The 12860-nt window shown below is 59.4% G+C and carries 10 protein-coding genes; 4 read left to right on the top strand and 6 right to left on the bottom strand.

Translation table 11 applies throughout. The annotated features are described in order from the left end of the window. Positions 1 to 9 precede the first annotated feature (9 nt). Positions 10 to 777, top strand: a complete 768-nt coding sequence (hisF, locus tag Enr13x_RS13075) for an imidazole glycerol phosphate synthase subunit HisF (protein ID WP_145386639.1) — start codon at positions 10 to 12, stop codon at positions 775 to 777. 222 nt (positions 778 to 999) lie between these two features. On the opposite strand, the gene Enr13x_RS13070 is transcribed toward hisF, so the two are convergent. Further along, positions 1000 to 1491, bottom strand: coding sequence for a DinB family protein (locus Enr13x_RS13070; protein WP_145386637.1), 492 nt, complete (start codon positions 1489 to 1491; stop codon positions 1000 to 1002). 98 nt (positions 1492 to 1589) lie between these two features. Next, positions 1590 to 2633: a ThiF family adenylyltransferase gene (locus tag Enr13x_RS13065; RefSeq protein ID WP_145386635.1), complete on the bottom strand. Its 1044-nt coding sequence runs from the start codon at positions 2631 to 2633 to the stop codon at positions 1590 to 1592. A 30-nt stretch (positions 2634 to 2663) separates the two neighbouring features. Here Enr13x_RS13065 and epmA point away from each other — a divergent pair, with 30 nt between their 5' ends. Both epmA and Enr13x_RS13055 read left to right on the top strand, forming a co-directional pair. Then, positions 2664 to 3650: an EF-P lysine aminoacylase EpmA gene (gene epmA, locus Enr13x_RS13060; protein WP_145386633.1), complete on the top strand. Its 987-nt coding sequence runs from the start codon at positions 2664 to 2666 to the stop codon at positions 3648 to 3650. Between the two features lie 139 nt (positions 3651 to 3789). Next, entirely contained in the window at positions 3790 to 4323 is a 534-nt protein-coding gene (locus tag Enr13x_RS13055) for a hemerythrin domain-containing protein (RefSeq protein ID WP_231744257.1), read from the top strand. A gap of 391 nt (positions 4324 to 4714) precedes the next feature. Here Enr13x_RS13055 and Enr13x_RS13050 read toward each other — a convergent pair whose 3' ends face one another. Together Enr13x_RS13050 and Enr13x_RS13045 are read right to left on the bottom strand one after the other, a co-directional pair. Continuing rightward, positions 4715 to 5716 carry a GGDEF domain-containing protein gene (locus Enr13x_RS13050; RefSeq protein ID WP_145386631.1) on the bottom strand — a complete coding sequence of 334 codons (1002 nt, stop codon included), beginning with the start codon at positions 5714 to 5716 and terminating at the stop codon, positions 4715 to 4717. Positions 5717 to 5892: 176 nt separating this feature from the next. Continuing rightward, positions 5893 to 8913, bottom strand: coding sequence for a serine/threonine-protein kinase (locus tag Enr13x_RS13045; protein ID WP_145386629.1), 3021 nt, complete (start codon positions 8911 to 8913; stop codon positions 5893 to 5895). 183 nt (positions 8914 to 9096) lie between these two features. Between Enr13x_RS13045 and Enr13x_RS13040 the strand changes: the two genes are divergently transcribed. Further along, the gene (locus tag Enr13x_RS13040) at positions 9097 to 9597 is read left to right on the top strand and encodes a GNAT family N-acetyltransferase (RefSeq protein WP_145386628.1); all 501 of its coding nucleotides are present in this window, start codon (positions 9097 to 9099) and stop codon (positions 9595 to 9597) included. 116 nt (positions 9598 to 9713) lie between these two features. Here the strand turns inward: Enr13x_RS13040 and hemB are convergent, their stop codons facing one another. Both hemB and Enr13x_RS13030 read right to left on the bottom strand, forming a co-directional pair. Further along, the gene (gene hemB, locus Enr13x_RS13035; RefSeq protein WP_145386626.1) at positions 9714 to 10718 is read right to left on the bottom strand and encodes a porphobilinogen synthase; all 1005 of its coding nucleotides are present in this window, start codon (positions 10716 to 10718) and stop codon (positions 9714 to 9716) included. Between the two features lie 21 nt (positions 10719 to 10739). Further along, on the bottom strand, positions 10740 to 12857 hold the full coding sequence (locus Enr13x_RS13030; protein ID WP_145386624.1) for a hypothetical protein: 2118 nt from the start codon (positions 12855 to 12857) through the stop codon (positions 10740 to 10742). Between the last annotated feature and the right edge of the window lie 3 nt (positions 12858 to 12860).

Genomic DNA, 12860 nt, shown 5'->3' with positions numbered 1-12860 from the left:
ACCCGATCGATGTTAGCTGCCCGAGTGATCCCCTGTCTGGACGTGCATGGCGGACGCGTTGTCAAAGGAACCAATTTCGTCAATTTGCGGGATGCGGGCGATCCGGTCCAGGTGGCCAGCCGCTACGAAGCCGAAGGGGCGGACGAACTGGTGTTTCTGGATATCACCGCCAGCCACGAAGAACGCGACATCATTTTGGACGTCGTTCGGCGGACCGCGGACTGCGTTTTTATGCCGCTGACCGTCGGCGGAGGCGTCCGATCGATCGAAGACGTCCGCGATCTGCTCAATGCCGGCTGCGACAAGGTGTCCATCAATTCAGCCGCCTGCAAAGACCCCGAATTTGTCCGCAAAGCCGCAGACCGCTTCGGAAGCCAATGCATCGTCGTCAACATCGACCCCAAACGGGTGCTCAAGGACGGCCAAGAGTTCTGGGAGGTCCATATCAATGGCGGACGCAAACCGACGGGCCTGGAGGCGGTCGCCTGGGCCAAAACCGTCCAAGAACTCGGTGCCGGAGAGATCGTGCTGACCAGCATGGACGCCGACGGTACCTGTGACGGTTACGATTTGCCGGTCACCGCCGCGGTCAGCGCTGCGGTCAATATTCCGGTGGTCGCCAGCGGAGGGGCCGGGAACCCGACCCACTTGGCCGAAGCCATCCTGCAAGGCAAAGCCAGCGCGGCGCTGGCGGCAAGCATCTTTCACTTCGGCCAATACACCATCGCCGAAACCAAGCAGGTCATGCGCGACGCCGGCATTCCGGTGCGGTTGTAGAGTCGACCGCCACGCTGGTCCCAAGGAGGGCGGTGCGTCGTCGGTTGATGCGTCGAGGTCGTGCAGTTTTAATCACTCCGCGACAACCGTTCGACCTCCCCTCGCTTCGCTCGACCCTCCTGCCAGGAGGGTGACTTTCAGAGCTTCGTTGGCCTCCGGCCGACGGCAAACGGACATCAGCGGTTTGCCCCGCCAGCCCCTAACCGATCAAATCACGACCGATTAAATCACCACGGGCTTGTCCAGGCTTCGCCGCACCGGCACGAACTGGCCGGCGTGCATCATCGGGTGCGTCGCGATCAGAATAAAGACGGTTCCCACGTTGGGGCAAATCTGTTGAAGATGCTCGGGCGCTTCCTTCGCCAAGTCTTCGTCGGACAGGGCATCCAACGCTTTGAAAGCCGCTTCCTGGAGCTTTTCAAAGTACGCCAGATACTCGTCCTTGGTCGCGAATTCCGCCGGATCATCACTGGCCGTGTTTTCTTTGCTGTGTTTCTCGGCAAAGCCTTCGGGCAACTCGACGGCAAACCCCGGCGCGACCGAATTGAGCAATCCGCACTCGGAGCTGATCAAGTGCCCGAGTTGCCAGGCCACGTGGTTACAGCCTTTGCCCGGCCGTGTCAGAAGCTCTTGATCGGTCAGGTCACTGAAGTAGGACGTGGTGACCATTCGGCTGAGTTGGTAGGCGCTGCGAATCGCATCTTTTCCGTGCATGGTAATTCAAGTGTTGGGTTGAAGTGATTGAATCTGATTGAAGTCGTCCGAAGCGACGAAGATGTCTTTATAGCGGTCTGAGCCGCCGGGGGTGCGTCTCAATTGCCGACATACCGATCGAACAGGGAACGGGCGCGGGCCAGATCATCGGTCCCTTGCACGACGACGCGGCCGTCTCGAAACAACGTCAACTGGGTCGTCGGATCGACCTGCAGCCGGGTGAAGAATCGAGTCGATTGGACCGGCCCGATCGCCTCCCAACGTCGCGCCATGGCGCCCAGGTCGATCTGCACGTTGTCGCCTTGCGGATTGAGTTGCACCGCGTCGCGTCCACACAATGCCCCTTCGCTGCTGCGCAGGGCGTCGCCGCGGAGAAATTCAAACTCTCGACGCACACAGGCGGTGCACTGGGGCGCGATGTCCCGATCGAGTGTGACTTGGCGGATTCGGTTGTTCCACAGATCGATCGACAACACGTCTTCGCAGACGGCTTGTCGATTGCCTGAAATCCACTTGAGTGCTTCGGCCGCCTGCAAGCTGGCGATCACATGGGTCGCCGGCCCGATCACGCCAGCGGTATCGCAGGTGTCGACCAGTCCTGCCGGCGGAAGGCTGGGGACCAGGCAACGAAAACACGGGCGATCGGCTCCGTCGAACAGCCGCACTTGACCGCTCGCGCCGACGCATCCGCCATGCACCCACACGGTGCCGGTTGCAAGGGCCCAATCATTCAACAGAAATCGGATGCCGAAATTATCCGTGGCGTCGATCACCAAATCGACGCCGGCCAAGACGGATTCGATGTTCCCAGCGTTGATGTCGGTCACCGCCGGAGTAGTCTGCACGTGATCGTTGATTTCCTCCAACCTGCGACAGGCGGCTTCGGCCTTGCTGGCCCCCAGCCGGGCATCGTCGCTGTCAAAGAGTGATTGGCGTTGCAGATTCGTCCACTCGACAACATCACGATCAATGATTCGAATCTGGCCCACGCCGGCGCGACACAGCAATTCCGCCGCCACCGTCCCGAGCGCACCGCAACCCAGGATGGCGACCTCGGCTCGTTCGATCCGATCTTGGCCCTGGACGCCGATCGGGGCGAATTGGCGTTGGCGTGCATAACGATCTGGCGAAGAAAAATTCACAAAGGGTGTCGTGTGGGAAGGACGAACGCGATGCCGCAAGGGATAACGGGTGTGGTCATGGCCAATGTAAACCATCTTGCGGCGCGTGCCGAGTTGCTTCGCCAGACGCGTCGATTTTTCGATCAGCACGGCTTCTTGGAAACGCAACCGCCTTGCCTGTCGCGCGATTGTGTGGTCGATGCCTATTTGGATCCCTTGGCCATCGAAACGAACACGTTGGGGATTTCGGATCCGCGGCTCCCCGAGCGGTTTTATTTGCAGACGTCTCCCGAGTCCGCGATGAAACGCATGCTGGCCGGCGGAGCGCCATCGATTTACAGCATCGGTCCGGTCTTCCGTGGCGGTGAAGCCGGTCAGTTGCACAACATCGAATTCACGATGTTGGAGTGGTACGAGGTCGGCGGTGATTTTGAATCCGCGATGCGACTGACCGGCCAATTCGCTTGCGAGATGCTGGGCACCGACGGCTATGATTCGATCCGCTACCGCGATGCCTTTGCCGAACAACTCGGATTCGATCCGATCGATGTTGCCACCGACGACTTGTTCGACACGGTGGCGGGATTGGACGCAATTCTGGCGGCAACGATCGCCGATGATCGCGACCAGATGCTCGACTATCTGTTGTCGGCACAGATCGCGCCGTCACTGGGGCAACGGCGTCCGCTGCTGTTGACGGATTACCCCCTGCCGCAAGCCGCGTTGGCCAAACCGTCATCGCACGACGACCAATGTGCCGCCCGGTTTGAGCTGTACGTCCGCGGGGTAGAAGTGGCCAATGGGTATGACGAACTGCTCGATGCCGAGGTGTTGTCGGCACGCTATGCGGAAAACAATCGCAAGCGAATCGCATCGGGGCGCCCCCGCCTGGCCACCGAAACGACACTGCTGGATGCCATGCGTGAGGGACTCCCCCCGTGTAGTGGCGTGGCAATGGGGGTGGACCGTCTGCTGATGCTGCGGGTCGGTGCCGATCGTTTGGAAGACGTGATGCCGTTTGGCATCTGGAATGCATGACCAGTTTGGGCAATCGCGCCTACCCGTCGAGGGCGGGCCGTACAGACTGCCAAGATCGATCAAAAAGCCCTCAAAAAACTTCGCGAGATCGAATTGGTGGTTACAATGGAAACAGCCTCAAAACAAAAGGATCATGCCGATGTCTGACGCGCTCGCGCCGAGTAACCAGCTGGCCGCTGGGAAATCATCTGGAGAAGGCTTAGCCAGCAAACCGGTCGGTCGATTGACCGTGAATGCGGCTTTTCTAAGAGAGATCAAAGACGACAACCGTCAATTGAAATCGCTCTGGGATCGCCTGATTCCGATGTTCTCGCACCCCGAGACCGCAAAGAATCATTGGCCGGAATTGATCGCCGGGCTCGCCGAATTGAGAGACCAATTGGCGATCCATTTTTCTCTCGAAGAAGCGTACGGTTACTTCGATGATGCAGTCGACATCGCGCCACATCTGAGCTTAACCGCCGAATCACTACGGGCCCAGCACTCGACGTTGTTTTCACAAATCCGCGATCTGGCCGATCTGATTTTGGAACTGAATTGCGAAGCCGTCGAACACATCAACAGGCTGACACGGCGTTTCAAATCGTTTAAGTCAAGTTTTGAAAGCCACGAAGAATCCGAATTAAAACTGATCCTGGCCAGCTTCGACGATGACCTGGGCGTCGGTGATTGAACCGCCCGCCGGACCGTGATGTTAGCACGTGGCGTAAGCTTTCAGCTTGCGTTTGACGAGTGAAACCAGACCGCAAGCGGTCGGTCGAATTGATCGGGTCTGCTGGGTCAATGGTGAGCCGTTGGCCGTAAGGCCTCGGGCGGGCGCCGAAATGCCCGGCCGCTTACGCGTCGCGGCTCACTGAATCGACAGCCCCCTCGCGCCGTTCCGCTACGATCTTGGCAGTAGGGCCGGAACCACTCGTGCTTTGTCAGCTTTCAATTTTCGAGCCTGCGTTTGTCGAGCGGAAAAGGGGTCAGGTACCAAAAACCAAATGGCCCGCAGGGTGCTTCGCATTTTTGGTACCTGACCCCTTTTCCGCGGCACCCTAAGAATAAAAGTTGACGAAGCACTAGGCGACACCGTCGCCACAAACGCGATTGCGACCGCCGCGTTTGGCTTCATACAGTTTCTCGTCGGCGCGGCGGATCAGTTCCAAACCCGTTTCGCTGTGGTCCTGATTCAAGACCGCAAAACCGAAGCTTGCGGTGATTTTGAGCGGCCCGGCAGCGGTCTGAAAGGGCTGGTCGCAGACGGCCAAGCGACAACGCTCGGCGACTTCCAAGGCTTCTTCGGCTCTGGTCGCCGAGAGCAACAGACAGAACTCTTCGCCGCCATAACGCGCCAACAAATCGTCTTCGCGGCAGCCCGTGGCGACTCGCCGACCGAATTCCCGCAACACCTCGTCGCCGACCAAGTGTCCATAGGTGTCGTTGACGCTCTTGAAATGATCGATGTCCAACATCACGACGGTGACGGGCTGACGCTGGCGGACCGCGGCGGCGATCGAACGACTGAGCGTTTCCAGCAAGTAGCGTTTGTTCATCGTCCCGGTCAAGGCATCGCGCGTCAGCGCCGAATAAACCGTTTCGTGATACTGCGATTCGACGCTTCCGGCCGAAAGGAACTTGAACAGAAAGCTGCCGAAACGAATCGTGTCGCCGGAATTCAATCGGGCCCGCGTGACTTGACGGCCGGCGACGAACGTCCCGTTGGTGCTGCCCAAATCTTCCAACTCAAACCCCGCCTCGGTGCGACGAATGATGGCGTGTTGACGCGAGACACTGGTGTCGCTGAGCATCAAGTCCGAACCGGCTTCGCGGCCGATCATCAATTCATCGTTCTCGATCAGCAACATCCCATCGACGACGTCGGCAGGATAAATCTGCACCAGACAGGATTGATCGTTGCGAGCCCCCAACGACGGATCGGGCGATCGCTGCAACGTGGCTTCCGGTTCGCTCTGCAATGGCTCCCCCTGCAATGGTTCACCACCGCGCGTGCCGGCGACATCCTTGGTGGAGCCGAGCAAGCAGTCGGGGCTGGTGTCGCCCTGGAGGGGGTCGGGGTTCATCGCAGCGGGCATCATGTCAATTCATCAAGTTGGAAAGGCGCATGGAAGTGTGTCAATGGGGCCCACAAAGATGGGTCACGTTCCAGCATCCACAACAACCGATCTTGCCAGGCACGGAAGCTTCGTCCGCCAATTCACGGTTCTCAAGATCAGTCATTGCGCTGGTGATGATTGTATCATTCAACACCGCCATTCTGAACCGATGAACGCACAGCGTCCAACAGGGAGTGGTATTTGCCGCGTTGGGCTGCGGTGAATGCTTCGAGGTCGATTTCTGCCAGCAGCTTGCGGATCGTTTTCGGATCGACCGCATCGGGATCGATCTGCCGCCGATCGACCAACGCTGCCGCCCAATGGAGTCGATCTCGATCGTTCAACAGCTCTTGATCGCGCAAGATCTCATAGGCCAGCGTGGCGTGTTGCAAATGTTCGAGCTGTTTCGCGGCGGCATCACCGTCGCCGCCCTCGGTCGATGCGTCGATCGCTTCGGCCATCGCGGTGTGGGTCAGTGCCAACCGCCGCAAAATATCCGGCGTCGCCGATTCGCTGAGCAGTTGTTGGTAGGTGGCGATCGACCGGGCAAACAATTGCTTGGCTTGTTGACGTTGTTGATCGTTGCCATCAACCCACAATCGCCCCAGGTTGTTTTCCGCGGTGGCCAGGTTCACACGAAAGAACTCGTCGGCATCGGCCAACAACCACGTGCGTTCCAAATCCTCGATCGAACTGGCGTAGTCCTCCGCCGCCTCGTCTTTGCGGCCCAACTGGACGGCCACTTCGGCACGACGCAGTTTTGCGTGGGCGAGTGACTGCATCCAATCGGATCGTTCGCCGGCAGACGCTAGACGGTCGCTCAGATGGTCGATCAACCGCGTCCACGCCTGGTGTGAGGCAGAAAAATCGCCGAGCCGGCTGAAACGTTGGGCGTTCTCGGTCGCGATCGTCTCGTACAGTTTCAAGTCGCTGGGGTTGCCTCGATGATCAGCCAGCCAGCGTGCCCAACGGACGGCGTTTTGATACCGGTCCGCGGAAAACACGCGTCTGGCCGACGGGGATGTCGATACCTGGGTGCGTTCAATCACCACCTCCAACCGTACCAGCGCTGAAATCGCACGGGCGACAAAGTGAGACGGAGCAACGTCGGCGCCCGACGGCGGCTCCCACGGCAACCAGTGTTGAAGCTGTTCGCGCGCTCCGATCGCGGCGGCCAACGTGGGTGACGCTTCATTCGCCATCGCCCTGCCGATCGTCGTGTTGACCTTTTCCAAACAAACGAGTTCATGCAGGGTGGGCTGGTGCAGGAACCAGGTGTCGGCAAGTTCGGAAGCGACGTCCGCCCGCTGCAACGAGACCGGAGTGATATGATCAACGGCGTGCCCCAAGCCTGCGAGAATGGACTCCGCGATGGCAAACTGTTTCTTCGATGGCTCGACCTGGCCACGCATCCGATGCAGATCGCCTAAACGCAAATGGCATTTGACACGTTCCAGCCAGACCAGGGTGTTGGTTTTGAAGGCGTCGGCGTCGAGCTGGTCACCGGACCGATCGGCAATCGGATCGATCGGCTGTTCGATCAAACGTTGGTATTGGTTCAGGGCCTGTCCGATCAATTCGTTCCGCAGCGGTGTCATCGCCGGATGGAATTGCAAGGAACCGCTCAAATCGACCAGCCACGTGTCCGCGGTGTCGCGTGCATCGACCAGACGCTCAAGAGACTCGTGGTGCGCTTCGCGGGCTTCGATCCTCGCTTGACGTTCAGCCTGGTGCGCCGAACGGATCACCAGCGCGCTGATCACCGAGACGATCATCAACACTACGATCGCTAAACCGATCGTGGATGCGAGTGCGCGATGGCGACCGCACCAGCGGGAACAGCGTTCGATCAGCGTTTCGTCATGGACCGACACGCGCAACCCCGTCATGAAACGTTGCACATCATCGGCCAAGGTTTCGACGTCGCCGTAGCGTCGCTCCGCCGTGGGATCCATCGCGGTGTGGACGATCTCTTCCAATGGTTTCGGGACGCAGGGCTGCAGCTCTCGCAGCGGAGTGAATTCGCCGTCACGGGCTCGGCGAAGCACTGATCGAATGTCCAGCCCCTTGTGCGGATGAGTGCCGGCGATGATTTCGTAGAGGATCACGCCGAGCGAGTAGATGTCGCTGTGGCTGCCCATGGAGGCCAACTCGCCCCGAGCCTGTTCGGGCGCCATGTACGTCGGCGTTCCCACCACGCTGCCTTCGGACTCCATCGGCGCCGACGAGCGATAGCTGCCCGAGTCGTCGTTTTGTTTTACCGGGCCTTGGACCGTCGTCTCCCCGTCGGCGTCATCGATGTATCGCGCCAGCCCCCAGTCCACGACGATCGTTTCGCCAAACGCCCCGGCCATCACGTTGGTGGGTTTCAGATCGCGGTGAATGATGCCGCGTCGATGGGCATAGGCGACCGCATTGCAAACGTCGATGAATCGAAGCAACAGCGGAGTGATCGCTTCGAGCAAGTCGTGCCGGGCCCACTTGCCCGCGGGACGCTTGGCGTGTGCCATGCGGATGTGATGACGCAACGTGTCGCCTTCGAGCAGTTTCATCACGTAGTAGGTGTCACCCGTTTCGTCGGCGACCAACTCGTGAACGGGCACCACGCCAGGATGCTGAAGCCCGCTGGTGATCCGCGCCTCGTGCAGAAACTGCTCCCGTTCGCTGGGCTGGATTTTGCCCGGATTGCTGATGCGTTTGACGGCGACTTCACGCTGCAGTTGCCGATCGAGGGCACGCTGAACCACCCCCCAGCCGCCGCGTCCGAGTTCACCGAGTTCGACATAGCGCTCGCAGTCACGAGGACGTTCTTCGTCTTCACCCGAATCCGCCGATTCGTGACGACCGGCGGAAGCCGAACCGAGTGTGCATTCGGCGTCTGACAGGCCGGTTTCCCGCTGGCGGTGTGGGGTGCCAGCGTTTCCGCGACTCTCGCCCGGTGGTCGCTTCGGTTCGGGCGGCGTGCCAATTCCCCAGACGGTCGCCAACGGATCCGCCGCAGCGGCGCCGCCGTTTGGCGTCTGGTTAGCCGTCCGATCTGGATCGCCACTGTTGGGCGGTTCGGCAGGCTGGTCCGAGAGCGAATCCGCCGATGGCGGGGCGGCGGGCGGAGACGAGGGCCGGTCTGAATCGTCTGGCAAGAAGCGGCCGTTGATCGTTTCCATATTCGCTTGGGCTGTCGATCGATCCGAACGTATCGATCAATCGGTTTGGGGGGGCTTCACGGTTGACTGCGACTGCATCATCGGGATGCTTTACGTAAACGTAGGACGCCCAAAAACGTATCGAGCGACGTTTCTGGTAATCCCCCACCGCCGACTGATTTGACGATCTTCTTGTGAGCCGCAATGTCTGAACCCAGCTGTGAAATCCGCGCGGCGCGTCCGAACGACGTTCCAGAAATTTTTAAGATGCTCCGTGAACTGGCGATCTTTGAAAAGCTGGAACATCAATTGACCGCCAGTGAAGACGACATGCACGATGCGCTGTTCGTCCGCCGTTGTGCCGAAGCCTTGGTGGCCCAAACGGATCGCCAAGACGAATCGCACGGCCCACTGGTCGGGTACGCGATTTACTTCGAAAATTTCTCGACGTTTCTCTGCAAGCCCGGCATCTATCTAGAAGACATCTACGTCCGTCCGGAATTTCGCAAGATGGGAATCGGCAAGTCGTTGCTGCGAAGGCTGGCCGAAATTGCCATCGAACGAAATTGTGGACGGATGGAATGGGCCGTCTTGAATTGGAACCAAAACGCGATCGATGTCTATCAGGCGATCGGCGGAGACGTGCTGCCGGACTGGCGAATCGTCCGATTGGGGACCGAGACGATCGAGAAATTAGCGGAGTGAGAAGCGGTTTCGTAGGGCATGCTGTGCATGCCAGGTACGTAGGGCATGCTGTGCATGCCACCGTCACGCACAGCGTGACCTACTCACTGTACGCCCACCGTCACGCACAGCGTGACCTACTCACCGAGCCACTGGGCGGCTTCGGGGGCGAAGTAGGTCAGGATGCCGTCGGCACCGGCACGCTTGAACCCCAGCAAGCTTTCCAGGGCGACGTCACGGCGGTTGAGCCAGCCGAGTTGTCCGGCGGCCGACAACATCGCGTATTCACCGCTGACTTGATACACGAAGGTCGGCACGCCAAAGGTCTGCTTGACCTTGGTGACGATATCCAGATAGGGCATGCCGGGTTTGACCATCACCGAATCGGCGCCTTCGGCTAAATCGAGCGCCACCTCGTGCAGGGCTTCGTCGGCTTGCCCGGGGGACTGTTGATAGGTCTTCTTGCTGGCCCCGCCCAAGTTGCCCTTGGATCCGACGGCTTCGCGAAACGGGCCGTAGAACGCGCTGGCGTACTTGGCCGCGTAGGACATGATTTGAACATTGATGTGGCCGGCCGATTCCAGCGCGTCACGGATCGCGCCGACGCGGCCGTCCATCATGTCGCTGGGGGCAATGATGTCGCATCCGGCATCGGCCTGCACCACCGCTTGCCGGGCCAGAATGCCAACGGTTTCGTCGTTGACGACGTCTCCGTCACGCACGATTCCATCGTGACCATGGCTGCTGTACGGATCGAGCGCGACGTCGCAGATGATTCCCAACGTGTCGCCGACGGCAGCTTTAATCTGTCGAACCGTTTGGCACACCAGGTTATCGGGATTGGTCGCCTCGGCGGCATCGGCGGTTTTTAATTCCGCAGGCGTTGCCGGGAAAACCGCGATCGCCGGGATCCCCAAATCGCGGGCGCGCTTGGCGGCGTCAACGATCTTGTCGGTTCCCAATCGCTCGACACCGGGCAGGGATTCAATCGCTTGAGCCCCGGTTCCCGGATGGACAAAGATGGGCCAGATCAGATCACTCGGTGTGAGCGTGGATTCGGCCACCAGACGTCGCGACCATTCGTGACGGCGCTGCCGTCGCGGTCGTGTTCGCGGGAACGGCCCGCGTGCAAAATCGTACATCCTGTTTCTATCTATTCCGTTTTACAGACCACGTTCTTCGGCAAAGGACTGGATCCGATAGACCCGCTGCTCTTCGGTCGCATCACGGACCCGCAGCTTTCCATTACTGTCGACCATCAAGAAGATCCCGGGTTCGACGATGGTTTCGTCATCAACGATTTCCAGCGGTGCACCGCCTTCGACGTCGATCACGGTTGCGGACGATTTGACGATCTTCGGTTCGTCGGTCTTCTTGACTTCCAGGGTGATCGGATCGACGACTTCGGCCGATTCGACTTCGGTGCTTAGCACGGTGCCTTCGGTCGCCTCCATCCGTGCCGGCACAAAGACGCCCAGACGCGGATCAAAGCTCGACGCGACGACTTCCGCCTTGGGCGGATCGGATTCGATTTCGATCCTTCGATTGCCGGCGGACACGACACGCGGCTTGTAGGGTTTCACACTGCCAAAGGCGACCCGATCGACGGGCGGCAGCGACGTCGGGGCGCTCGGATCGCTCCAATCGCTCCAGCGTTTGTAGTTTCGTTGTTGAGTCTGTTCGGCTTCGGCCGCCAGCGTCACGTACCGCTTGTAGGCTTCCGGATCCAGATTGCGACTCTTCGGTTGCAGCTCCGGCGACTTGGGAAAGTTCGGGTCGTTGACTGCGAAACGCACCCGATAAACGTACTGGCGGTTCATCCGCGGAGCCCTCGGGTCCATCCCCACGACCTTTCCGCCCACCTTGTAGGTTTTGCCTTGGATGTAGGCAAAGTCATAGAAACGAAGCAGTTTGTAGTCGACGGGATTCTCTTCGGCGGGCTTGCCTTCATTGGCCGACCTGGCGCTACCCATGCCCATGTCCATGTCGTAGCCCTCGTCCATGCCCATGTCCATATCCATGCCCATCTCCATATCGTAGCCCTCGTCCATGCCGCCACCAAAGGTTCGCGTCTGGCCGCCGGCGATATCGATTTCAAACTGTTCCATATCAACGGGTCCGGCGCTTGCTTTTGCTGCCTCCGCTTCTTTTTCCATCTGCTCGGCCAGCAGAGCACGTTTGGTTTTCAATGGAATCAATGGGTGGTTGGCAAAACTGGCGTAGGGATCCAGCAACACCGGGGGAATCCACATCGTGACCCCGGGAATTCTGTAGTCCTCGGGGACCAATTCGGGCGCGAACCCGGACCAGTACAAGGCGGCATTTCCGATCGTTGTCTCGTTGCTGTCTCGCAGGATCCAGTCCGCATCGGTCAATTGATCGACGGACTTGTTCGTGACGTCGGCCCGTTGAACTTGATAGGCGACGTAGCGCGGCAGGTCGCGTTTGATGGGATCGTAACCCACCGCGTAGGAGAGGGCTTCTTGGTACGCATCGATCAACTGTTTGTGGGGAATCACCGCCGTCCCGGCGATGAACAGTCCGATGCCGGGGACCGGGGGTTGATCCGCACCCGTTTTAAGATTTTGAGTGTTCTTCGCCGTTGTGCCGAGGTTCTTCTCGGCGGCGAGTTTTCGGATCGGTCCCGATGTACCGGCTCCTGACGATTCCATGTCCATGCCCATCATGTCCATGCCCATCATCTCCATGTCCATGCCCATCATGTCCATGTCGCCTTCCCCGCCCCCCATCATCATGTCCATTTGGTTTTGACGACGATTGCGCCGGGAACTGCGTTTGGGTTTCGCTTCGACCACTTCCAATTCGTCCGCGGGCTCCAGATCGGCCAACGCATAGGTGCCGTCTTGGGACCGATAGGCCAGCGACGCGATCACGCCGGTCGTTCGAACCGCGGCGGGTTTGGCAATCATCGGGTCCTTGCGACGCACCTTGTCCTTGCTTGCCTTGGACAAATCCCACGGATCGGGTTGATAGAGACTGGATTTGATCGGTTGAAGAAACTTCTTTTGCTCCATCGCGATGTCGAATTTTGGCTCGCGAGGATTCTCCGGGTCGTTGACGATCGCATCGGTGTGGTCATCATCGACCTGTCGTTTGACTTCGGTCGCATTCTGGGCCAAGCGATCCGGGTCTTGTTCCTCCGTGATAATCCGCTTGTCCAGTCCGCTGTAGACTAAGAAGGCGGACAGCAGCACCACGATCGCAACGATCAGCTTTTCAAAATTGTAGACGGCAAAGTCTTTTAGTTTATCGGCGTCCATGAT

The sequence above is a fragment of the Stieleria neptunia genome (assembly GCF_007754155.1).
In the GTDB taxonomy this organism is placed as follows: Bacteria; Planctomycetota; Planctomycetia; order Pirellulales; family Pirellulaceae; genus Stieleria; species Stieleria neptunia.
This window is presented reverse-complemented; position numbering and strand designations above follow the sequence as displayed.

What these genes read in the sequence shown, in the direction of transcription:
- hisF (WP_145386639.1), top strand. Translation starts at nt 10, where the DNA reads ATGTTAGCTGCCCGAGTGATCCCCTGTCTGGACGTGCATGGCGGACGC.
- Enr13x_RS13070 (WP_145386637.1), bottom strand. Translation starts at nt 1,491, where the DNA reads ATGCACGGAAAAGATGCGATTCGCAGCGCCTACCAACTCAGCCGAATG.
- epmA (WP_145386633.1), top strand. Translation starts at nt 2,664, where the DNA reads ATGCCGCAAGGGATAACGGGTGTGGTCATGGCCAATGTAAACCATCTT.
- Enr13x_RS13055 (WP_231744257.1), top strand. Translation starts at nt 3,790, where the DNA reads ATGTCTGACGCGCTCGCGCCGAGTAACCAGCTGGCCGCTGGGAAATCA.
- Enr13x_RS13050 (WP_145386631.1), bottom strand. Translation starts at nt 5,716, where the DNA reads ATGAACCCCGACCCCCTCCAGGGCGACACCAGCCCCGACTGCTTGCTC.
- Enr13x_RS13045 (WP_145386629.1), bottom strand. Translation starts at nt 8,913, where the DNA reads ATGGAAACGATCAACGGCCGCTTCTTGCCAGACGATTCAGACCGGCCC.
- Enr13x_RS13040 (WP_145386628.1), top strand. Translation starts at nt 9,097, where the DNA reads ATGTCTGAACCCAGCTGTGAAATCCGCGCGGCGCGTCCGAACGACGTT.
- hemB (WP_145386626.1), bottom strand. Translation starts at nt 10,718, where the DNA reads ATGTACGATTTTGCACGCGGGCCGTTCCCGCGAACACGACCGCGACGG.
- Enr13x_RS13030 (WP_145386624.1), bottom strand. Translation starts at nt 12,857, where the DNA reads ATGGACGCCGATAAACTAAAAGACTTTGCCGTCTACAATTTTGAAAAG.